20 protein-coding genes are annotated in these 23,043 nt (G+C 57.5%); 10 read left to right on the forward strand and 10 right to left on the reverse strand.

Annotated features, from left to right (window positions below; all coding sequences use genetic code 11):
- Window positions 1-3 precede the first annotated feature (3 nt).
- Both istA and istB read left to right on the forward strand, forming a co-directional pair.
- Window positions 4-1,503, forward strand: a complete 1,500-nt coding sequence (istA, locus tag TM5383_RS08035; RefSeq protein ID WP_139246466.1) for an IS21 family transposase — start codon at window positions 4-6, stop codon at window positions 1,501-1,503.
- A complete protein-coding gene (gene istB / locus TM5383_RS08040) occupies window positions 1,500-2,264 on the forward strand; it encodes an IS21-like element helper ATPase IstB (RefSeq protein WP_058317429.1) in 765 nt (254 codons plus the stop codon). The genes istA and istB overlap by 4 nt, the downstream gene beginning before the upstream one ends.
- Window positions 2,265-2,479: 215 nt before the next feature.
- On the opposite strand, the gene TM5383_RS08045 is transcribed toward istB, so the two are convergent.
- Window positions 2,480-3,499 carry an AraC family transcriptional regulator gene (locus tag TM5383_RS08045; RefSeq protein WP_058318530.1) on the reverse strand — a complete coding sequence of 340 codons (1,020 nt, stop codon included), beginning with the start codon at window positions 3,497-3,499 and terminating at the stop codon, window positions 2,480-2,482.
- Between the two features lie 102 nt (window positions 3,500-3,601).
- Here TM5383_RS08045 and TM5383_RS08050 point away from each other — a divergent pair, with 102 nt between their 5' ends.
- The 6 genes from TM5383_RS08050 (at window position 3,602) to TM5383_RS08075 (ending at window position 10,389) form a co-directional block, all read left to right on the forward strand.
- A complete protein-coding gene (locus tag TM5383_RS08050) occupies window positions 3,602-4,051 on the forward strand; it encodes a hypothetical protein (RefSeq protein WP_058318531.1) in 450 nt (149 codons plus the stop codon).
- A gap of 24 nt (window positions 4,052-4,075) precedes the next feature.
- Complete coding sequence (locus tag TM5383_RS08055) at window positions 4,076-4,495, forward strand: hypothetical protein (protein WP_058318532.1); 420 nt, start codon at window positions 4,076-4,078, stop codon at window positions 4,493-4,495.
- Between the two features lie 59 nt (window positions 4,496-4,554).
- Window positions 4,555-5,979, forward strand: coding sequence for a coniferyl aldehyde dehydrogenase (locus TM5383_RS08060; RefSeq protein ID WP_200798738.1), 1,425 nt, complete (start codon window positions 4,555-4,557; stop codon window positions 5,977-5,979).
- 169 nt (window positions 5,980-6,148) lie between these two features.
- On the forward strand, window positions 6,149-8,092 hold the full coding sequence (locus TM5383_RS08065; protein ID WP_143570300.1) for an acyl-CoA synthetase: 1,944 nt from the start codon (window positions 6,149-6,151) through the stop codon (window positions 8,090-8,092).
- A gap of 69 nt (window positions 8,093-8,161) precedes the next feature.
- On the forward strand, window positions 8,162-9,064 hold the full coding sequence (locus TM5383_RS08070; RefSeq protein WP_058318534.1) for a bile acid:sodium symporter family protein: 903 nt from the start codon (window positions 8,162-8,164) through the stop codon (window positions 9,062-9,064).
- Window positions 9,065-9,159: 95 nt separating this feature from the next.
- A complete protein-coding gene (locus TM5383_RS08075; protein WP_058318535.1) occupies window positions 9,160-10,389 on the forward strand; it encodes an NADH:flavin oxidoreductase/NADH oxidase family protein in 1,230 nt (409 codons plus the stop codon).
- A 93-nt stretch (window positions 10,390-10,482) separates the two neighbouring features.
- Here the strand turns inward: TM5383_RS08075 and TM5383_RS08080 are convergent, their stop codons facing one another.
- From TM5383_RS08080 to pncA, 6 genes are all read right to left on the reverse strand, one after another.
- On the reverse strand, window positions 10,483-12,018 hold the full coding sequence (locus tag TM5383_RS08080; protein ID WP_058318536.1) for a class I adenylate-forming enzyme family protein: 1,536 nt from the start codon (window positions 12,016-12,018) through the stop codon (window positions 10,483-10,485).
- 174 nt (window positions 12,019-12,192) lie between these two features.
- Window positions 12,193-12,918, reverse strand: a complete 726-nt coding sequence (locus TM5383_RS08085; RefSeq protein ID WP_058318537.1) for an IclR family transcriptional regulator — start codon at window positions 12,916-12,918, stop codon at window positions 12,193-12,195.
- Window positions 12,919-13,017: 99 nt separating this feature from the next.
- The gene (locus TM5383_RS08090; RefSeq protein WP_076400248.1) at window positions 13,018-13,701 is read right to left on the reverse strand and encodes an NnrU family protein; all 684 of its coding nucleotides are present in this window, start codon (window positions 13,699-13,701) and stop codon (window positions 13,018-13,020) included.
- 3 nt (window positions 13,702-13,704) lie between these two features.
- Window positions 13,705-14,997 (reverse strand): nicotinate phosphoribosyltransferase, encoded by a 1,293-nt coding sequence (gene pncB, locus TM5383_RS08095; protein ID WP_058318538.1) that lies wholly within the window; start codon window positions 14,995-14,997, stop codon window positions 13,705-13,707.
- A gap of 81 nt (window positions 14,998-15,078) precedes the next feature.
- Window positions 15,079-15,900 (reverse strand): zinc ribbon domain-containing protein, encoded by an 822-nt coding sequence (locus tag TM5383_RS08100; RefSeq protein ID WP_058318539.1) that lies wholly within the window; start codon window positions 15,898-15,900, stop codon window positions 15,079-15,081.
- 137 nt (window positions 15,901-16,037) lie between these two features.
- Window positions 16,038-16,634, reverse strand: coding sequence for a bifunctional nicotinamidase/pyrazinamidase (pncA, locus tag TM5383_RS08105; protein ID WP_058318540.1), 597 nt, complete (start codon window positions 16,632-16,634; stop codon window positions 16,038-16,040).
- 117 nt (window positions 16,635-16,751) lie between these two features.
- Between pncA and TM5383_RS08110 the strand changes: the two genes are divergently transcribed.
- Both TM5383_RS08110 and trhO read left to right on the forward strand, forming a co-directional pair.
- Entirely contained in the window at window positions 16,752-17,975 is a 1,224-nt protein-coding gene (locus TM5383_RS08110; RefSeq protein ID WP_058318541.1) for an Hsp70 family protein, read from the forward strand.
- A gap of 54 nt (window positions 17,976-18,029) precedes the next feature.
- Window positions 18,030-18,944, forward strand: a complete 915-nt coding sequence (gene trhO, locus TM5383_RS08115) for an oxygen-dependent tRNA uridine(34) hydroxylase TrhO (protein ID WP_058318542.1) — start codon at window positions 18,030-18,032, stop codon at window positions 18,942-18,944.
- A 254-nt stretch (window positions 18,945-19,198) separates the two neighbouring features.
- Here trhO and TM5383_RS08120 read toward each other — a convergent pair whose 3' ends face one another.
- From TM5383_RS08120 to serA, 3 genes are all read right to left on the reverse strand, one after another.
- Window positions 19,199-20,377 (reverse strand): acetyl-CoA C-acyltransferase family protein, encoded by a 1,179-nt coding sequence (locus TM5383_RS08120; RefSeq protein ID WP_058318543.1) that lies wholly within the window; start codon window positions 20,375-20,377, stop codon window positions 19,199-19,201.
- 101 nt (window positions 20,378-20,478) lie between these two features.
- Complete coding sequence (locus TM5383_RS08125; RefSeq protein ID WP_058318544.1) at window positions 20,479-21,225, reverse strand: metallophosphoesterase; 747 nt, start codon at window positions 21,223-21,225, stop codon at window positions 20,479-20,481.
- A 166-nt stretch (window positions 21,226-21,391) separates the two neighbouring features.
- Entirely contained in the window at window positions 21,392-22,987 is a 1,596-nt protein-coding gene (gene serA, locus TM5383_RS08130; protein ID WP_058318545.1) for a phosphoglycerate dehydrogenase, read from the reverse strand.
- Window positions 22,988-23,043 lie beyond the last annotated feature (56 nt).

Consider the following 23,043-nt stretch of genomic DNA (forward strand, 5'->3'; position numbering starts at 1 on the left):
GGGATATACACCGTGGACTTGTATTTGAAGGTGCGTCACGCTCATTTCCAGGATGGATTGAGCGGGCGTCAGATTGCCCGGGATTTTGGGATCAGCCGGGACAGTGTTGCGAAGATGTTGGCCTATTCGGAACCGCCGGGATATCGGCGGACAGCGCCGATCAGGCGCCCGAAGCTGGATGCGTTCACCAGCCAGATGGACCAATGGCTTGCTGAAGACAGGAGCCGCCCTCGCAAGCAGCGTCACACCGCCAAGCGTATTTTCGAGCGGTTGCGGGACGAGTGCGGTTTTGATGGCAGCTACACCATCGTCAAGGATTACGTTCGAGACCGGAAGCGGACCGGCAAGGAGATGTTCGTGCCGCTGAGCCATCCGCCCGGTCATGCACAGGCCGATTTTGGTGAAGCGCTTGTCGTGATCGGCGGCGTCGAGCAGAAGGCACACTTCTTTGCCCTCGATCTGCCGCACAGCGACGCATGCTACATCCGGGCCTATCCTGCGGCCAATACCGAGGCGTGGCTTGACGGCCATGTCCATGCCTTTGCGTTCTTCGGCGCGGTTCCCCAGTCGGTTCTTTATGACAATGACCGCTGTCTGGTGGCCCGGATTCTGCCGGATGGCTCCCGGCAAAGAACCCAGCGGTTCAGCGCGATGTTGTCGCATTACGTGATCCGGGACCGCTATGGCCGTCCCGGCAAGGGCAATGACAAAGGGGCCGTGGAGGGGCTGGTCGGCTACGGACGTCGCAACTTCATGGTGCCGATCCCGTCCTTTCCGGACTGGCACGCGTTCAACGCTCACCTGGAAGAGCAGTGCCGCAAGCGCCAGGGTGATGTTCTGCGTGGCCACAAGGTCAGCATCGGGGAACGGCTGAAGGCCGATCTCGCGGCGATGCGGGATTTGCCCGGCACCCCCTTTGAGGCCTGTGAGTTGCAAAGTGGCCAGGTCACATCGACATCGGTGGTGCGTTATCGCGGCAATGATTACTCGGTGCCGGTTGCCTACGGCCACCGTGCGGTCTGGATCAAGGGCTTCGTGACCCGGGTTGTCATCGGCTGCGGCGCCGAGGTGATCGCTGAGCATTCGCGCTCCTATGACACCGGCGACATGGTGTTTGATCCACTGCATTACCTGGCGCTGATCGAACGCAAGATCATGTCCTTCGATCAGGCCGCGCCTCTGCAGGGCTGGGAGTTGCCCGAAGCGTTCAAAACCCTGCGCCGACTGCTGGAAGCCCGGCAGGGAAAGGCCGGCAAGCGCGAGTATGTGCAGGTCCTGCGCCTTCTGGAGCGCTTCGAGATTGACGTGCTGCATCTTGCCGTCAAAGATGCCCTGCGAATGGGAGCGGTCAGCTTCGATGCAATCAAGCACCTGATCTTGTGCAGGGTCGAGCAAAGGCCTCCGAGGCTGGATCTGGATGTCTATCCCTTCCTGCCCAGAACCAACATCACCACCACCTCCGCCGCATCCTACATGAGCCTGCTGGCAGGAGGTGGGGCATGACGGATGCACCCGAACTGCTGCTGGCCCACCATCTCAAAACGCTTCGGCTGCCCACGTTCCTGCGTGAACATGACAAGCAGGCCCGTATCTGCGCCGCTGAAGGCGTAGATCACGTGCGTTACCTGGCCCGGCTGACCGAGCTGGAACTGATCGACCGGGAACGGCGCATGGTGGAACGCCGGATCAAGGCCGCAAAGTTCCCGACCATCAAAAGCCTGGACAGCTTCGACTTCAAGGCGATCCCGTCGCTCAACAAGATGATGGTGCTGGAGCTGGCGCGCTGCGAATGGATCGAACGCAAGGAGAATGTGATCGCGCTCGGTCCCTCCGGCACCGGCAAGACCCATGTCGCCCTCGGGCTGGGACTGGCTGCCTGCCAGAAAGGATTGCCTGTCGCCTTCGTGACCGCCGCAGCCCTCGTGCACGAGATGATGGAGGCCCGCGACGAAAAACGCCTCCTGCAACTCCAGCGCAAACTCGCCAAGGTCAAACTGCTGATCATCGACGAGCTGGGATTCGTCCCCTTGAGCAAAACCGGCGCCGAGCTTCTGTTCGAGCTGATCTCACAGCGCTACGAGCGAGGGTCGACCCTGATCACAAGCAACCTGCCCTTCGAGGAGTGGACCGAAACCTTCGGCACCGAACGCCTGACCGGCGCGCTGCTGGACCGGCTGACACACCACGTCAACATCCTCGAGATGAACGGCGAAAGCTACCGCCTCAATCAAAGCCGCGCCCGCCTCGCCGCCGCTAACAAATGAACCTCACAGAATTGGCCTGACGGCCAATGCGCCTTGGACCGGGCTTGCTATATGAGGGCCGCACGCTCCAAGGCGCTCGCCCCAAACTGGCCGACTTTTGCTCCGCCACAATGGCCGAATTTTACTCCGCCGTTGACAAGCACTATGAACACATCCCTCCTAAGGGGCAGGTTGCAGGTTCGAATCCTGCCGGGGTCGCCAGATCGTCGCTTGTGTTATTGCTTTGGACTGGTACGTGCCAGCTGGCCGGGGGCGGTGCCGTATTCTTTTTTGAACGCGCGGATGAAACTGGACGGCTCGGCGTAGCCGGCGCGCCAGGCGATGTTTGAAACAGACAAAGTTGTCGTGGTCAGCAGTTCGTGTGCCACAGCCAGACGGGCCCGCAGCAACAGTGTGCGAAATGTTGTTTTTTCTTCGGCGAGACGACGGGTCAGTGTCCGTTCGCTGGTGTCGAGTGTTTGCGCAATCGATTGTAGCGTCGGAGAGCCGTGTAATTCGGCCAAGATGGCGTCGTGGGTTCGGGCGCTCCAGCTGTTTTGGGCAATCTGGCTTTGCAGGTTCTCACACTGCTTCAGACAAACTGCTAGAACTTCGGGATTGTGCTGAGGCAGGGGTTCGTCCAGTAGTTTGCGCGGCATGACAACGGTGTTGGTGTCGGCATCAGGCACAACGGTCAGGCCTAGTTCCGCCTCCAGTGTGGCGGCGAAGTCTGGGGTGTATTCGGTCGTGCGGAAGATGACTGGCTCTGCCATCATTTGTGGGATCATTGTGCTGGTAAAGTTCAGCAGCACAGTCAGGTGCCGTTCAAGGATGAATTTCCTGATCTGAGAGGGCAGGCTGGACACGTCAAAGATCAGGTGTCCCTCGTCACCGACTTCTTGCAGGTCCATTGGTGCGATCAGAAAAGACAGCTCATAGTATTTGATGGCGGTTGTGATGCTGACACGCGGCGTTGGGCTGGTCAGCAGGGCATAACCCCAAATGCCTAGAACCTCTGGTTTGATCCGGCGGCCAATCTCGATCCCGATTCCATGTCGGGTTTCCGTGAGGTTCAGGAAATTTGCGATGGCAGCAAATTCCTGAGTGATCGTGATTTTGTTTCCGCTGTCATAAAGGTCGGCGAGTTTTAGGCCCGTTCCAGACAGGCATTGTTCCGCAGTGACGCCGTAGTCCGGTGCGCATTCGCACAGGATTCGCAGGCTGCCGGGGCGTCGATTGCGGGGATGGCTGATCATGTACTTAGCTTACACAAAATGGCGTAAAATGTCAATTTAATGGCGAGTTCTAACATCGACCCACCGCTTCTTGCAGTGCTAGCGTCGAGGTGGGAGGACAACATGAAATCACTTATCGCCATCCAGGAGGGGCAAATCCCACTGGAGAAGATCAAGCAGCTCGAAGCAACATTGCGTGAGGTTTACGCACAGCATGTCAGCGATGGGAAGCTCACCATCATCTGGAATGTCGCAGATCGTCAGCACACCATCACCGATCGCCGTTGGTCGCGTTCTTCGGCCTGTTCGGTATCGGTGCCTGATGGGTTTTGCGGCGACAAGCGCGAGGCGTTCTTGCTGGATCTGGATAAACGCTGGCGGGCGATCTCGGGGCAGCACCCGGATCAGACATCTTTTGTCGCGTTCGACAACAAGCGCTTTGATGAGGTTGTGAAGGGCAATTTGGAACGGTTCTCGCCCGCGGGACGTTTTCTGTACCTGTCCAAGATAATGTTTCGGGTTCTGGTGTCCAAGATGCGTCACGGCATCCTGATCACTCGCTTCAATCAGTAATGTGCATTTTTCGGGGAGGAAGACATGCCACTTTATACCATTGCCACGCGCAAACCGCTCGCCGAAGATTTGCGATTTGCGATCGCGCAGACGATCACGGATGTGCATTGCGGACTGACTGGGGCGCCGCCTGAATTTGTGAATGTGATTTTCATGACTGGTTATCGAATGCGCCGTGGGTGTGTGCTGGGGTTGAATGGCAACGTGCGAATTGGCGGAAATCGGGGGCGCCAATTGTATGAAGACCTGAACAAAACCTTGCATGCAGAGGTGGCCAAAACATCTGGCATAGACCCGACGCAGGTTTTCGTGAAATTGATCGGCGTTGAATTTAACTGGGTTGTAGAGGGGGCGATGACCATGCCGGCCCCTGGCGACGAAGGCGACTGGCTCGAGCGTAAGAACGCACTGCATGCGGCCATGGGTATCGCCAAAGTTGCGTGAATAAAGAATTTGGAGATTTGCACATGTCTGCACCACATTTGACACCTGTTGAAACCAAGATGCCCGATCTTGAGGGGCTGTTGCTGGTACAAAAGAAAGCGGCGCTGGCGGATCCGATGCCTGATCGTGCCACGCGGATCCGTCGTTTGGACAAACTGCATAATGCAGTGGTCGACAATCGGGCGCGTATCATCGCTGCCTGCAACAAGGACTTCTCTTCGCGCGCGGCGGCTGAAACGCAACTGGCGGAAATTGGGCCGATCCTCGAGGGGATTGCGTACTATCGCAAACGCCTGAAGAAATTCATGAAGCCGCAGCGCCGTCATGCGCCGATGACCACCATGCCAGCCCGCGTCGAAGTGCATTATCAACCCGTTGGTGTGGTTGGGATTGTGGTCCCTTGGAACTTTCCTTTCTTTTTGGGGCTGTCACCGTTGGTTGGGGCGATTGCAGCTGGCAACCGTGCGATGATCAAGACATCGGAATTTGCGCCAGCGTCGGGTGAGCTGATGAAATCGCTCTTGAGCGAGGCTTTTGGCGAGGACGAAGTTGCAGTGGTAACGGGGGGTGTCGACGTTGCCACCGAATTTACCAAATTGCCCTTTGATCATCTGGTGTTCACTGGGTCCACGCAGGTGGGCAAAATTGTAATGCGGGCGGCGGCAGAAAACCTGACGCCAGTTACGCTGGAACTGGGTGGCAAATCGCCCGCTATTATTCATCCAGACTATCCACTGGACGAAGCGGCCAGTCGCATCGGTTTTGGCAAAGGCTTCAACGCAGGTCAGATTTGTGTGTCGCCGGATTATGTGCTGTGCCCCAGAGATAAGGTAAACGCCTTTGCCACGCAATTTGCGGACACAATGAGCAAGGCCTATCCGGCGGTGCGCGACAATGCGGACTTCACCGCGATCATCACCGACCGGCAGAAACAGCGTCTTGAGGGCTATTTGAAAGACGCAGAAGAAAAGGGCGCCGAGATCATCCGCATCAATCCGAAGAATGAGGATTTTTCTGGGACGCGCAAGATGCCCCTGACCATTGTTCTGGGGGCAACAGATGACATGTTGGTGATGCAGGAAGAGATCTTTGGCCCAATCTTGCCAGTGATCCCTTACGACACGATGGACGATGCAATTGCCTATGTTCATGCCCGGCCGCGTCCCTTGGCGCTGTATTACTTTGACTGGGATAAGGCGCGGGGCGATGACATTCTGGCCAAAACCCATTCGGGTGGCGTTTGCATCAACGACACGGTCATGCATGTCGGCGTGGATGACATTCCGTTTGGTGGTATCGGCCCGTCAGGCATGGGCCATTATCATGGCGAAGAAGGGTTCCGGACCTTCTCCAAGGCCAAGGGTGTGCTGCGCAAGGGCAAGATCAATGCGACTGCATTTGTGGCGCCGCCTTGGGGCAATGCCAGCTTCAAGGGGTTGATGAAGTTGCAAAACCTGCGGTTCCGCAAACGCAAGATCAAATAACCAAAGGGTAAACAAGTACCGCGGTCATGGAGGTAGGGCCGCGGTCAACCTTCACAACACTTGGTGCAGCATGATGCTGCATAACAATGGGAGGCTCAGCCGTACCCACAGGCCCCGGGAACCGTTTTCCGCGGCATGCCGGAGGTATGGTTGAGGATACGGGACATAGATGGACGACATGAACGGTTTCGCTCAGGGTTTTACAAACTATCAGGAAATCCAGGCATTTGAAGAAACGCCATTTCTGGATCACGATATGCCTGCGACGACCTATGAGGCGTTGCAAAAGGGTACGCAACTTAACCCGCATAGCCCGGCGCTGACCTTTTTCATTTCGGGTGAAGCGTATGAGAAGTCATACACCCTGACCCATGCTGAACTGATGGCCAAGGTAAACCAGACAGCAAATGCTCTGCGGTCGATCGGCATTGGGCGCGACGATGTGGTGGCTTTTGTGCTGCCGAACCTGCCGGAAACGCACTACGTCATTTGGGGGGGATCCGCTGCGGGGCAGGTTCTGGCCATCAACCCCTTGCTGGAAGCTGACCAGATTGCAGATCTGATGCGGGTGGCCAATGTGCAGGTGTTGGTGACCTTGGAAAAAACACCCAAAACCGACCTGTGGCAGAAATGCGTTGCCGCACTTCCTAGCGTGCCTAGCATTCGTCAGGTCATCACCTGTTCTGTTTTCGATTGGATGGATGGGCCTGCCGCCGCGATCTTTGGCACGTTGGGCAAACTGCGTGCGGCCAAGTTGAAGGTCGCAGATCGTGTGGTTCCCGTGACTAGCTTGTCAAAACTGATCTCTGGTGCGCGGGCGGATGCGCTGACGTTTGAGCCGCCCAAAGGGGAGGATATTTCCACCCTCTTGTGTACCGGGGGGACGACTGGCCTGCCGAAAATCGCACGCCGCACCCATTTTTCTGAGGTGTTCGATTGCTGGGCTGTGTCCCAGTACAACCCCGAGCACATTAACCAAGGGGCTGCAATTTTTGTCGGTCTTCCGTTGTTCCATTCAAACGCCATTCTGGTCACAGGCCTGTTGCCCTTAATGACGGGTGGACATGTTATTCTGGCGACACCGCAGGGCTATCGTGGCGATGGGGTGATCAAAAACTTCTGGAAGATGGCGGACCATTTCAAATTTGCCACCTTCTCTGGGGTGCCGACGGTTTATGCGGCGCTGTTGGATTTGCCGCGCGATGGTTTGGATATTTCGTCGATCAGGTTCGGGGTCTGCGGCGCAGCCCCCATGCCTGTCGAATTGTTCAACAATTTCGTCAAGAAAACCGGTGTGCCCATCGTCGAAGGCTACGGCATGACCGAAGGCGCAGTTGCGTCGTCCCTGAACCCGACCGATCCCGAGGGCGGGGTGCGGATCGGGTCGATTGGCTTGCCGTTGCCTTATCAGAAAATGCGCTGCGCCATTTTGCGTGATGACGATACGTTTGAGCGCTGGGCCGATGTAGATGAGGCAGGCGTGATCATGATTTCAGGCGCCAATGTCTTCGAAGGCTACATGATCGAAAGCCAGAACAAAGGCATCTTCTTTGAGATCGAGGGGAGGCGTTGGTTCAATTCTGGCGATTTGGCGCGCCAGGACAGCGACGGCTATTTCTGGATGACCGGCCGCAAGAAAGAGCTGATCATTCGCGGTGGTCACAACATTGACCCCAAAATTATCGAAGAGGCCATGCATGCACATTCGGGTATCGCAATGGCTGCAGCGGTGGGGCGCCCCGATGTCAAAGCAGGCGAATTGCCCGTTCTGTACTACGAATCCACAACCGGAAACGACCTGTCGATTGATGATCTTGCAGACTTCGCCATGACCCACGTCAGCGAACGCGCTGCGGTGCCCAAAGACTTCGTCCGCTTGGATGCTTTGCCGCTGACCGCGGTGGGCAAGATCCACAAGCCCACCCTGAACATGATGGAAATTGAACGCGCTATCCGCGCTGAGGCCCAAGCCACCGGTTCAGAGATCGCGGCATTGGATGTTGTGCAAGATAGCAAACGCGGCGTGGTCGCCAAGCTGCAGCTAAAGTCCGGCATCGACGAGATGCGTCACGTTCTGGGCAACTACACATTTGCCGTCGACTACATCGCATAACCCACGTGTTGGGAGGCACGTGGGGGATCGCGCGCGGATGCGTGCGGATCAAATTCAGGGAGGGATGAAATGGAATTCGCAGTAAAGGTGATATTGCCGCTCGCGCAGGCGTTCATCATGTTTTCGCTCGGCCTCGGGCTGACTTTTGCTGATTTCGGTCGGGTGTTCAAAGGCGGCAAGGCGATCTTGATCGGGGTAATGTGCCAGATCGTATTGCTGCCGGTTGTGGCGTTTGTGCTGTTGCTGGCTTTCGATCTGCCACCTGTCCTGGCGGCAGGTACCATGCTGGTGGCCTTTTGCCCCGGTGGGGTCAGTTCCAATGTGATCAGCAAATTGTCCAAAGGTGATCTGGCGTTGGCTGTATCGCTGACAGCTGCGACAAGCTTGATTGCCTTTATTACCGTGCCGCCGCTCGCCGCATTCTCGATTGTTCACTTCATGGGGGCTGAGGCGCCAGAGGTGTCGATCGCTGATTTGGCCGTGTTCACGTTCGTGCTGACAACAGTACCAGTGCTAAGCGGCGTTTTGGTGCGCGCGATTTTCACGTCCTTTGCGGTCCGCTATGAAAAGGCGTTCAACAATACAGCGGTGACTTTGTGGGTTATTTTGCTGATCTTCCTGTTCGGGGGCAACCAAGCGCTGGTGCTGCAGTGGTTTTCAACCCTTGGGCCAGTTCTGCTGGCGCTGCCGTTGTGTTTGATGGCGTTGGGGTGGTTCGCTGGTCGCGCGTTGGGCGTCAGTAAAACACAGTCGAAAACCCTGGGCATTGAAACCGCGGTGCAAAATGCCCCGCTGGGGATCGCGCTGGGCACAGCGATAATGGGCGCCACAGCTGAAATCAGCGCCTTGGCTCTGCCGTCGGCCATCTACTCGATCACCATGTATATCGTTGTTTTGCCGTTCATTTTCATCTTCCGCCGCATCAACGACGTCACCCAAACATACGGGCAGGCTGGAACGGCCACGTCCTAAAAAAAAATCGGGCGAACCGCCGGATAGCGGTCGCTCAGTGAATTCAAGAAACCCTGCAATCAGACAGATTGCGGGACACAAACGGAGACCAAGGAATGGCCGCTCTTCAGGATAATCTTATCCTTCGCTCGGGGACGGTGCTGCGCAATCGGATTTGCAAAGCGTCGATGAACGAAGCTTTGGCAACGCCCGATGGCAAGGTGCAGCCCGAACATGTTGCCCTATATGATGTTTGGGCCAACAGCGGCGCGAGCCTGTTGATTACGGGCAATATGATGGTGGATGGCGCGCATATGAACGAACCGTTGGTCGTAGATGCGTTGCTGGATGCTAACATGGATCTGCTGCGCAAATGGGCGGCTACCGGAAAACGCACCAACACCCATATCTGGCCGCAGCTGAACCATCCGGGCAAACAGTCACCTAAAATGGTGAACGACGCCCCTGTTGCGCCATCGGTTGTGCCGATCCCCAATGACATGTTCGTACCGCCACGCGAATTGTCTGACGCCGAGATCGAAGGCATTACTGATCGCTTTGTAGAGGCTGCCGTCCGTCTGGAAGATGCTGGGTTTACCGGTGTGCAATTGCACGGGGCTCATGGCTATCTGATTGGTCAGTTCCTATCGCCGCATCACAATCGCCGGACTGATAGATGGGGCGGTTCGTTTGAAAATCGCTTCCGTTTTGTCGAAGAGATCTACCGTCGTATCCGCGCCAAAACAGGTCCTGAGTTTAACATCGGGATCAAGATCAACTCCTCCGACTTTCAAAAAGGTGGCTTCACCGAAGAGGATTCGATCAACGTCGCCAAGGCGCTTGATGCGTTGGGCATCGACCTGATCGAAATTTCTGGCGGTTCTTGGGAAAATCCGGTGAACCGGAAAGGGAAGCAGGAGGAGAAGATGGAAAGCACCAAGAAGCGCGAAGCCTACTTTCTGGAGTATGCAGAAAAGGTGAAATCCCAAATTGGCGCGCCATTGGTGGTTACTGGTGGATTCCGGTCGTCGGCTGGTATTTCTGATGCGTTGGCGTCTGGCGCAATGGATATGGCGGGTGTTGCCCGTCCCTTTGCGGTTGAGCCCAAGTTTGGGACCCAGATCATCCAAAACCCCAACCATACGTCGCCTGTTGCGCCGATCCGGTCGGGCCTCAAGAAAATTGACGCAATGGCGATCATGGAAATCAGTTGGTACACCATGCAGATCGAACGCATTGCCCAAGGCAAAAAGGTTCAAACCAAAGCGGACGGTGTTTGGCCCGCCCTGCGTGTGATGTATCGGTTCTGGAAAAACGGCAAAGCGGTCAAGCGTGTGCGCGCTTAGACTGAGGCGATGAGTCGATCTTAGATCTGAGACGGCGGTGCAGATAGCACCGCCGTTTGTGGTTTGGGGCGGGTCATGTCCTGCCTTTTGGCGTCAAGCGTCCAGGCCTTTGTCCAGTTCAGTCAGTTCCGCGTCGAAAACCGGTAGCAGCTTCGCCTTGAGGATCTTGCCCGTACTGGCCTGCGGCAGAGCATCGGCCACAACGATATGCAATGGGATCTTATATGGCGCCAGTTTGTCCCGTAACCAGTTGCGCAGATCTTCGTGCTGATCCGGGTCGCGCAGCGTCACAAAGCCTAGCACATCTTCGTTGCCATTTCGCGCGCGTCCCACCACCGCAGAATGCACAATGTTAGGGTGCGCGTTTAGCGCGGCCTCGACTTCGGGCGGGTAGACGTTGAAACCGGAATGAATGATCAGCTCTTTGCATCGTCCGACCAGATGCAGGGCGCCGTCGGGGTCCATGGTGGCCAAATCCCCTGTGCGCAGAAACCCGTCAGCAGTGATTGTTTCAGCAGTGGCTGCGGGATTGCCGTAGTAGCCCTTCATGACATTAGGGCCACGCAGCCAAACTTCGCCCACGCCTTCTGCGTTGGGGTTATGAATGATCACTTCTGTTCCTGCCAGGGCACGACCAACAGACGTGTCGCTGCGTTGTTCACCTGTGCCGGTTGCAGCCACGATGGGGGATGCTTCGGTCATGCCGTACCCATTGTGTAGATGGCAGCCAAAGGCGTTTTGCACCTCTTGCTTCCAGCTCGGGTCCAGTGGGGCGCCGCCGGATGACATGTAGCGTAGCGTATTGGGTGCGGTGCTCAGCCCATCTGTTTTCAGCTGTTTCAGTAGCAGCGCATACATTTGCGGTACCGCGGAAAACAGCGTTGCACCTTCGGTCAGGGCTGTCAGGACAGCAGTGGGATCGAACCGTGGCATCAAGCGAATAGTTGCACCCGCATTCAAAACGGACAGCAGGCTGGATCCGAAGGCAAAAACATGGGTGCCGGGTAGAACACTCAGCAGTTGGTCCTGCGGCGACAGGGAGCGTAGTTGCGCGGACGCTTGCGCCATGAACAGCAGGTTGGCATGGCTCAGCATCACCCCTTTGGGCGCGCCCGTTGTGCCTGTAGTGTAGAACATGGCGCAGACCTGTTCGTCACTGTCATCTAACGGTTCCACGGCTACATCTCGCACTGGCGAGACAAGCAGCTTTCCGCAGTCTAGTTGCCCCAGATCGACCCCGCCGAAAGTGTCGGCATGTTTTGCCGAACTGGGGGAAACCTCCGGGGTGTAGATGATGCAGCGCGCGCCAGATGCATTCAGTACGCGATCCAATTCTGTATCGGTGACACGGGCGTTCATGAACACGATCCAGGCATTTAACTTACTCAGGGCAAGGATCGCGACGATATGTGTAGTGCAGTTTTCCGACAGTACGATAACGCGATCGCCCGCGCGCACTCCGTGCGCTGCCAGACGTTCGGCCATTACGTCCGATAGCCTGTGGAGATCGCAGTAGGAATAGCGCCGTTCGTCATAGTCGATAACAGCGAGGTTCGGGGTTGGCTGGGGTACAGTGTCGGTTTGCGCAGCCACCGTCTGGCGCTGAACCAATTCGTGAAGACGTTTCATAAGTTCCTCCCGTAACTTACGTGCCCGCCGATTTAGGGGAAGTTTCCTGTATGCGTCAATATGTGGTTTAATGCTCCATTATGCGGAGCGTATTGAGACATCAATTCACAAGCCAAAACGCAGGCGCCTTGCTGCGCGCCTGTGCTGTTTGGATCCGTTTGTGGAGGGAACGCCTTAGGCGAGGCCCATTGCGGCTTTCAGTCGGGTGACGGATGACAGCAATGCTGGTCCAACCTCGTTTAACAGCCGGGGTTCTCCCAGGCTTTCCCCCAGTGCGCCGCACAGAAAGGCAAACGGCAATCCCATTGGATCAGGGGAAAAGGGGGTGGCACAGGCGTTGATTTCGCGGTTCCAACCCCCGATTGAGGTCACGAAGCCACGCGCGATGAGTGTTTGTCGATCCAGTTTGATTGCGTCGCTGTCGGTATCGCTCACCGGGCGGCTGGCCAGCAGGGCACGTCCGGGCGCACTGTTGTCCAAGGGCAAGCGGTGCCCTTCGCTGAGCCAGATTGAGGGGCGCCGGGTAGGTCGCCAGATCCGGGCCATAATGGCGTCGCTTTCATCCTGAACACATACCGCCACCAGCGTCGATGTCTGTTCGGCCAGATCCTGCATGATTGGATCAGCCTGCTGGAAAAACGAAAACCCTTCGCGCGCGGTATAGCCCACAGCGATTGCCGCAGGCCCCAGCTTGAATGCTTCTGACGGATGCTGTTGAATCAGGAAACCGTGCTGCGCCAACGTGTAGGTCAGTCGCGATACGGTTGCGGATGGGAACCCGGTTCTGCGCGAAATTTCACGATTTCCCAACGCGCCATCACTTGGCGTGAATGCGCGCAGAATGATTAGCCCTTTGCCAAGTGTACTGGCATATCGTGCATCTTTGGCTGTTTTTTCCAAGGGACGTCCGATCTGTAAGGCTAACACTGCGGGGATTGGAGATTCCGATATAATTACCATACCCCAACGCAGAGGCAATCATTGCCGCTACGACGCAGGTCAGCCCAATGGGTAAACCCCAATAATGAGGCCGTGACCGCGTAGAAGAGCGATATAAAGCAGGATTGATAGGCCCAAGCGGATGGTAAAGCTGCCCCAGTGCCTTGGGGTTGAACGTCGGCTGCTGGCGCGCATTGCCGATAGCTGTTGTGACCAATCGGGCATCTCCCGCTGTTTGCGGCGGTCGATCATTCGCATACCCAGCAGTGCGAATAGGGTAAAAACGCCAAACATGATGACATGGGCCAAATGACCATTCGCGACCGTATGTGCTGCGGCCCAAAGTGCCAGCGCAGCGAGTGCAGGGTGACGGATCAGGCGGATCAAGCCGGGCTCACGGGGATCAAATTGATCGTTTTTGCGCCCACCAAAGGAAAAAGGGTTGGGGCGTGCCAGCCCAAAACAGAGGATGGCACAAACAGGGATCATCGCGATAACAGGCACCATATTCTGCCACGGTGCCCACGCCCATACTTCCACAATCGGGGCGCGGCCTGCTGACATGAGCAACCAATAAAGCGCCACCAATGACACCAAGCCATATCCGATCCCAAACCCACGCGCACCGATCCGTGCGGTGATCGCTGTTTTTACAGAGGGACGTGTTGGGATGTTATGCGCGGCAAAAAACACAACAAAGGCCACGCAGTATTCCGCCCAGCCTGCCAGTTCCCATGCCATCATGGATTAGACCACCACATCCATTGCCTGTTGCTGTCCGATGTCAAAGACTCGCTTGTAGCGTTCAATTTCGTCGGCGGGTCCCATAGCTTTGTTTGGGTTGTCTGACAGTTTCACCGTAGGATGGCCATCTGCCGCCACCGCTTTGCATACCAGCGAAAAGGGTGACAGGGCATCGTTCGGGGTTAGACCGCGGAAATCATTGGTCAACAGTGTGCCCCAGCCAAACGAGGGACGCACACGACCGGCGAACTGATTATGCAGCTTTTCGATCTTTTCCACGTCCAGCCCATCGGAGAAGATGACCATCTTCTGCGTTGGGTCCTCGCCACGCGATTTCCACCAGTTGATCGCGGTTTCCGCGCCAGTGGCGGGATCGCCGCTATCAATGCGGATTCCGGTCCATCCGGCCAGCCAGTCGGGGGCGTGTTGCAGGAACCCTTCGCTGCCGTATGTATCGGGCAGGATGATGCGCAGGTTGCCGTCATGCTCTTCCTGCCAGTCGGCTAGAACTTTGTAGGGGGATTGGCGCAGGGCGCTGTCATCCTCGGCCAATGCGGCATAGACCATCGGCAGTTCATGGGCGTTGGTGCCGATCGCCTCTAGATCGCGGTTTTTGGCGATCAGACAGTTGGAGGTGCCGACAAAGGCGTTGCCCAAACCTTCGGTCATCGCCTGCACGCACCAGTCCTGCCACAGGAAGGAATGACGGCGGCGGGTGCCGAAATCGGCGATGCGCAATCCGTCCACCTGTCGCAGGCGTTCGATCTTTTCCCACAGCTTGGTCATGCCGCGCGCATAAAGCACCTGCAATTCGAACCGGCCCATATCCTTCAGCACCGCACGCGAGCGCAGTTCCATCAGGACGGACAGGGCGGGGATTTCCCACAGCATCACCTCTGGCCAGCTGCCCTCAAAGGTCAGTTCATACTGACCATCGCGCTTTTCCAACTGGTAGTCAGGCAGGCGCAGCTGCTCGAACCACTCCATAAAGTCGGACCGAAACATCTGGCGCTTGCCGTAGAACATATTCCCGCGCAGCCAGGTGCTTTCGCCACGGGTCAGCGACAGCGACCGGATGTGATCCAACTGTTCCCGCAGCTCACCTTCATCAATCAACTCGGCCAAACGAATATCGCTGGAACGGTTGATCAGGCTGAACTGCACCCGCGTGTTGCGCTGGTTGCGAAACACCGATTGGCACATCAACAGCTTGTAGAAATCCGTATCAATGAGGGATCGCACAATTGGATCAATCTTCCATTTGTGGTTCCAGACGCGGGTGGCGATATCGACCATGAAACAGTCCTTATTTGACGGCCCTTTGTTGCGCTGTGACATTCGTTCAGTGCGTCACATTTCACCGGGGGTGGCGGCGGCTTACAAGTCCGGATCCGAGCGCAGGACTTCCCCCAAAAACACCGATGCACAGCTCGGGCACCGAAGTTTTAGAGAGCGTTCAAGATATTTACCAGTGGGGAAGGCGAATTTCTCGGTGCAGGCTGGGCACTGGATCATCAACAGACGCTGCCCTGACTGGTCCGCGCTGTAACGCGCCAATTGGTTTGGCAGGATCGCATCATGTGTCGGATTTTGAGGTAACAGGGGTTGTACGGGCTGCAGGCCACCCGGCCCAACCGGCATGTCGTCAAATAGCCAGTTGGTCAGGGCCGTAACATCACCCAGTGGTTGGTGACGCACCCCAAGCATTTGCAGTAGGCTGCGCGGTGCAAATCCCATCTGTTCGGTGGCTTCATCGCCAGTCACCAGATGCCAGCATTGCGTGCGTAGATCCTGCGGTAGGGCGTCTGCAGTCACATGATCGTTTAGTGGGGAAAGATGCGTCAGATACCGTTCTGGGGCTGTTAGCAACCGGCTGGCAAAGTCCGGATCGACCTCCAACTCGCATTCGGTGATGTATAGACCCGACAGAGCGCGTGGGCGTGGCAATATGCAGCCCGCTGTTGCGTTGATCACACCCGTTGCACCTGCTGTTACCGCAAGAGAGTTGATGCGCTGATGCAGGTCGGATGCGGTGAGAGACGCGCCTAAATATGCGGTTTCAGCGCCATCCTGCAGTGTAAAACGCCGTGTTTGCGTGTCGATCGTTCGGGCGCGGTTGAAGCCGGACAAACGCGCGCGGCCCGTGTGTTTGCACAGGCCAAGGATCAATCCGCGTTGGGTTCTTTCTAGCGCCGTCATTATGCCCCCCTGGCGGCAGGGTGGCGCAAACGTAGCGAAATAGTTGCTAGGACAACGCCATTTGTTGAATTTAGTCAACAAAACAGAGGGCCGCCCAGTGCGCAACTATTCCAATGTATAACAGGGTTTATACGGTGTTACTGTAGGTTGGCCCCAGCGGCCTGCATCCCCGCCTGCGCTGCAGCGAGGGACCCGTCAAAGTCGATAGCGCGGCATAGATCCTGTTTGACGCTGACATTGAAACCTAGTTTGGCTGCATCTACCGCCGAGAAGTTGACGCAGAAATCGGTCGCCAGTCCCACCATTACCAGATCAGTGATGGCACGGGTACGCAGGTAGCCCTCTAGCCCTGTTGGCGTGGTCTGGTCGTTTTCAAAGAACGCGGAATAGCTGTCGATCGCCGGGTTATAGCCCTTGCGGATGATCAGATCGGCGCGGGTGGTGTTGAGGTCAGCGTGAAACGCCGCACCCTCGCTGCCCTGAACGCAGTGATCGGGCCACAGCACCTGCGGGCCGTAGGGCATGTCGATCATCTCCATCGGCGCCTTGCCCGCGTGGCTGGACGCGAAGGACGAATGCCCCGCCGGATGCCAATCCTGCGTTAGGATCACCGTCTGAAACTGATCCATCAGCGCGTTGATGCCGGGGACGATCAGGTCGCCCTCTGGCACTGCCAGCGCACCACCGGGGCAGAAATCATTTTGCACGTCGATCACGATCAGGGCTTGGGTCATCGAAAACTCCTCTGTTGTGGATGTTTTGCCCTGTTTTGGGGTAATCCTCAATTGCAACGCGCGGCACGGGGGCGTATTTCTGCGCTCTTTCGTAAGAGGGATGGAAAGGGCAGCGCGATGACGGTTCTGGGCATTGATTTTGGCACCTCCAACACGGCGGCGGCTGTGGCGGTGAACGGGCGGCCTTTCGTAATCCCGCTGGAGGCGGGGGAGCAGACCTTGCCCACCGCAGTGTTTCTGGATTTCGCCAACCGCCGCACCCTTTACGGTCGTCCCGCCGCCCGCGCAATGATGGAGGGAGAGGAGGGGCGTTTTCTGCGCGCGTTGAAGTCCGTTCTAGGCACCCCGCTGGCGCAGGAAAAGCGGCAGTTCATGAATGAAAAACTGTCGCTGATCGAAGTGGTCGCGCGGTTTCTGGAAGAGATCCGCAAGCGGGCAGAGGCAGCGATTTATCAGGATGTGACCGGCGTTCTGTCGGGTCGTCCGGTGCGGTTCCATTCCGCTGACGCGGCGCGCAATGCGCAGGCGCTTGCGGATCTGGAACAGGCCTACCGCATGGCGGGATTCAAAACCGTTGATTTCCTGCCCGAACCCGAAGCGGCCGCATTGGCCGCAGGTGGGCATGGGCGCAGCCTGATCGTGGATATTGGCGGTGGTACGTCGGATTTCACCCTATGTGACCGCGATGGCGATGGGTTTCGCGTGCTGGCGTCCCAAGGTATCCGACTGGGCGGCACCGATTTTGATAAGGCACTGAGCCTTGGACATGTGATGCCGCTCATGGGCTATGGGGCAGAGATTGGCAATGAAATGGGTGCGGGCAGTCACCGTGCCCCGCGCGCCCTGTTTCAGGATCTGGCCAGTTGGGAAAAGATTACCTTTGTCTATGGCCCCGCGATATTGCGTGATGTGCGCCGCTGGGAACGACTGGCGCGCGATCCGCAGCTGTTTGCCCGTTTGGGCGAGGTGTTGGAAATGCACCTAGGCCATGATGTCGCCTACGCGGTAGAGGCGGGCAAGATCCGCGCAAATGGCGAGGGTGAGGGTCTCATCCGCCTTGATCCGGTGGAAAAAGGTCTGAACGTCCCCCTGATGCGCGACCTGATGCAGGCAGAGCTGTCAGGCTACGCCGACCAGATCGCTGCCTGTGCGACTGAGACATTGGCGCAGGCAGATGTCGCGCCTTCGAGTGTGGACCGGATTGTTTACGTAGGTGGCTCCTCTTTGCTGGGTGTGGTGCAGCAGCGGATGGAGGCGTTGCTGCCTGATGCACAGCCCGAAACGTCCGAGGTGTTTACCGCCGTTGTCGATGGTCTGGCATTGGCAGCCGCGGGGCGCTGAGCCGCGCCTTTCAGGGGTCTTGTTTCATTGGGGTGAAAGGTGTATCGCCGCCGCATGTATATCGTTTGCGCCCTCTACCACTTCACCCGATTCTCTGACCCTGCTGCGTTGAAACCTGCGCTGCTGGAGCTGGCCCTTGAAAAAGGTGTTACCGGCTCGCTGCTGCTGGCGCGCGAGGGGATCAATGGTACCATCGCCGGATCGCGCGACGGCATCGACGCGGTGCTGGCGCATGTACGTGCCCTGCCGGGTTGTGCTGATCTGGAATGGAAGGAAAGCACCGCCAAGGATGCGCCGTTCCCCCGTATGAAGGTCAAGCTGAAGAAAGAGATCGTCACCATGGGCCAGCCGGATGTCGATCCGCTGGCCAAGGTTGGTCATTACGTCGATCCGCAGGATTGGAACGACCTGATCCGCAGCGACGATGTGGCGGTGATCGACACCCGCAACGATTATGAGGTCGCCATCGGCACCTTTGAGGGCGCGGTGGATCCTGAAACCGACACCTTCCGCGATTTTCCCGCGTGGTGGGAGGCGAACAAAGAACGCTTTCACAACAAACGCATCGCGATGTTCTGCACCGGCGGCATCCGCTGTGAGAAATCGACCAACTATCTGATGTCGCAGGGGGTCGAGGACGTCTACCACCTGAAGGGTGGCATTTTGAAATACCTCGAAGAGGTGCCACAGGAAGACAGCAGCTGGGAAGGCGAATGTTTCGTCTTTGACGGTCGGGTGTCTGTGGGTCACGGACTGGCCGAGGGACCGCATGTGCTGTGCCACGCATGCCGTCGCCCGATCCTGCCAGAGGATCTGAAGCGACCAGAGTATGAAGATGGCGTGACCTGCCATCTGTGCATTGATGAGAAAACAGAGGCCGACAAAGCCCGTTTCCGCGAACGCCAGAAACAGATCGAACTGGCGAAAAAACGCGGTGAAACCCACATGGGCGGATCGCGCGGGGTTTAAGCGTGATTTTGGCGCGGGCGTCAGCCCGGGCCGCGCCTGACCTTCCCCCTGGGAAGGCGCACTTGCGATAACAGTGGCAAATTTGACCAACGTGAGTGTTGAAGCGTTTCGCGTTGCAAACAGTGCGGAATTGCGCCTCCCCAAGGTCAGGCGCGGCCCTTCTTGCTTTGCGCGCCGTCGATACTCTCCGCTCTCACCAAAAGAAAAAGGGCCGCCGTAGCAGCCCTTTCCTCATTCTGTGATGCAATCAAGCCTTACAGACGCTCGATCGCGATGGCGATGCCTTGACCGCCGCCGATGCACATGGTGATCAGCGCTTTGGACCCGCCAACACGCTCCAGCTCGTGCAGGGCTTTCACGGTGATGATGGCACCGGTTGCACCAACAGGGTGGCCCAGTGCGATGGCGCCGCCGTTCGGGTTCACCTTCGCAGTGTCCAGACCCAGACCGTTGTTTACGGCGATGGCCTGCGATGCGAAGGCTTCGTTGCTTTCGATCACGTCGAAGTCGCTGACCGACAGGCCGGTTTTGGCCAGCAGGTTTTCAACCGCAGGCACCGGACCGATGCCCATAACTTCGGGACGAACGCCAGCGTGGGCGTAACCCAGAATGCGGGCTTTCGGCTTCAGGCCGGCCTTTTCGGCGGCTTCAGCGCGGGCCAGAACCAGTGCGGCGGCACCGTCGTTCAGACCGGATGCGTTACCTGCGGTGACGCGGCCGTCTTTCTTGAACGCGGGGCGCAGGCCGGCCAGCACTTCGGCGGTGGTGTCACCTTTGACGTGCTCATCGGTGGCGAAGGACACCATCTTGCGGCGCTGTTTGACCTCAACCGGCACGATCTGGCTGTCGAAGTACCCCGCTTCGATCGCGGCTGCGGCACGCTTCTGGCTTTCCAGTGCGAAGGCGTCCATTTCTTCGCGAGTCACGGTATGCTCATCCGCTACGTTTTCAGCAGTCACACCCATGTGGCCGGTGCCGAACGGGCAGTTCAGCGCGCCCAGCATCATGTCGATGGTGCGTGCGTCGCCCATTTTCGACCCCCAACGGTGGTCGGGCAGGATATAGGGGGCGCGGCTCATGCTTTCGGCGCCGCCTGCGATTGCGAAATCGGCATCGCCCAGCATCAACGTTTGGGTGGCTGACACAACGGCCTGTGCACCGGAACCACACAGACGGTTCACGTTATAGGCCGGGGTGGTTTCGGGGATGCCTGCGTCCATCCCGGCAACACGGCTTAGATACATGTCGCGCGGTTCTGTGTTCAGCACGTGACCAAAAACGACGTGGCCGATCTGGCCGCCTTCGACACCGGCGCGCGCCATTGCTTCGCGCGTTACGGTGGCACCCAGATCAATGGGGGCCACGCCCGCCAGAGAACCGCCAAAGGTGCCGATTGCGGTGCGTACACCGTCAAGGATTACGATATCAGACATGAGGAGCCTCCCAAGTAAAACTGGGGGCAAACTAGCTTATTGGTTTTGAATTGATACGAAGACGTTCCGTCATAATCCTGTTGTTGCGACGCTCTACGTAGTTACCACATTGAATCGGTAAGGGGTTCTAGGGGTTGGCGCCCAAAAGGGCCCAGTTCAAAGACCCGGCCGCCTTCGAATACAGCGGCGGTGATGGGACGATCAAAACCAGCACCAGAATCCAGATTGACCCGATTGCCGCAATGTTCGGCCCGCAGGATCGCGGTATGCCCATGCACCACCAGCCACGGATGTGGGGCCGTATGATCCAGAAATTCCTGACGGATCCAACAGAAATCCTCTGGATCTTGCAGTTCCAGGGCTATGCCGGGGCGGATGCCGGCATGGACAAACAGCATTTCGTCTTGCTGATGATACCGCGGCAGGCTGCGCAGAAAACTGAGGTGGCGATAAGGGACGTGTTCCAGTGCAGCGACCTTTAGGTCCTGCGGATCCTCGATGCTGACATCCACGCCATAAGATCGCAACGTGGCCCGCCCGCCGATGTTGTCATCTACAAAGGATCGGCCTAGGCGCGTGCGCGGATGGAACACTTCGCCATTTTCCAAAAACGCCTGAAACATCGCATCATGGTTGCCCTTCAGCACCACCCAGTTACGACCTTCATAAATGCCGGTTTCCAGCCGTTCGATGACCCCGCAACTGTCTGGCCCGCGATCTACCAGATCCCCGAGGAAGATCACCCGCGCGTCCACGCCACCGTCCTGTTCGATCAACGCTAGCGCATGGTCCAGCTGATCCAAATGGCCGTGAATGTCGCCGATTGCATAAATCGGTGCGGTGTTCATCTGTCCCCCTTGCGCCCCTTATTGCAGCCTGCAGGCGCTTTGCCTGTTGGACCTAACGGCATTTTTCCCAAAGGGTAAAGGCGAACCCAGCGTATGCCCCCTGTTTTTCAACGCAAAAGCGCGACCCCATAGGGGCCGCGCCTGAAGTGTTTGCAAAGATGCCAGATCAGTGAACGTCGAACTGCATCGGTTTGATCTGCTTGAACATGCCGGTGTCAGCCAGTTTGCCCAGCACGGTGGCATCCACCTGCGCATCCACATAGAGGAGCGCGATTGCCTCCCCACCTGCAGCGGCGCGGCCAAGGGTGAAGTTTGCGATGTTCACACCCGCCTCACCAAAGATGCTACCCAGTGTACCGATGATGCCCGGCACGTCTTCGTTGGTGGTGTAGAGCATGTGTTCACCCACCTCGGCGTCGATGTTGATACCTTTGATCTGGATAAAGCGCGGCTTGCCATCGCTGAACACGGTCCCCCCGATGGAGCGTTCACGTTCGTCCGTCACGATGGTCACTTTGATGTAGCCATCAAAGGCGCCCGATTTGTCCTGATTGGTGGTCGAGATTTTGATGCCACGCTCTTTGGCTACAACGGGGGCCGACACCATGTTCACATCTGGGTTCACCTTTTTCATGATGCCCGCCACCACGGCGCAGTTCAGCGCCGGCAGGTTCATGTCAGCGACCACACCGTCATAAAGGATGTTGATCGCTTTGATCGGTTCATCCGTCAGCTGACCGATGAAACCACCCAAGTGACCCGCCAGTTTGACCCATGGGCCCATGACCTTAGCTTCTTCGGCGGTCATCGACGGCATGTTCAGCGCGTTTTCAACGGCACCGTCCAGCAGGTAGTTCGACATCTGGTCTGCCACCTGCAGCGCCACGTTTTCCTGTGCCTCGGTGGTCGATGCGCCAAGGTGCGGGGTGCAGACCACGTTGGGCAGGTTGAACAGAACGTTCTCTTTCGCAGGCTCAACGGCAAACACGTCAAAGGCCGCACCAGCCACATGGCCGGATTTCAGCAGATCGGCCAGCGCCTCTTCGTCCACCAGACCACCACGGGCACAGTTGATGATGCGCACGCCCTTCTTGGTCTTTTCCAGCGCTTCGCGGCTGAGGATGTTTTTGGTTTGCTCGGTGAAGGGCACGTGCAGGGTGATGAAATCGGCGCGGGTCAGCAGTTCGTCCAGCTCCACCTTCTCAACCTGCATTTTCTTCGCCTTCTCCTCGCTGAGGAAGGGATCATAAGCGACCACTTTCATTTTCAGGCCACGGGCACGGTCACAGACGATGCCACCGATGTTGCCAGCGCCAATGACGCCGAGGGTTTTGTTGGTCAGCTCAACGCCCATAAATTTCGACTTCTCCCATTTTCCTGCATGGGTGGAGGCGCTGGCCTCTGGCAGTTGGCGGGCGACGGCGAACATCATGGCGATGGCATGTTCGGCGGTGGTGATCATGTTGCCGAAAGGCGTGTTCATCACGATCACACCTTTTTTCGACGCGGCATCCTTGTCGACGTTGTCGGTGCCGATACCGGCGCGACCTACGACCTTGAGGTTGGTGGCGGCGTCCAGAATGGTCGGTGTCACCTTGGTGGCCGAGCGGATGGCAAGGCCGTCATACTGGCCGATGATTTCGGCCAGCTTTTCCTTGTCCTTGCCCACGTCGGGCAGGAAGTCCACGTCGATGCCGCGATCACGGAAGATCTGCACGGCGGTTTCGCTGAGTTTGTCGGATACGAGTACTTTGGGAGCCATTTTTAAGCGTCCTTTATGTCGGGCCGCGATATGCGCGGTAAGAAAAGAAGATGTCA

This window comes from Thalassovita mediterranea (assembly GCF_001458435.1).
Classification (GTDB): Bacteria; Pseudomonadota; Alphaproteobacteria; order Rhodobacterales; family Rhodobacteraceae; genus Thalassobius; species Thalassobius mediterraneus.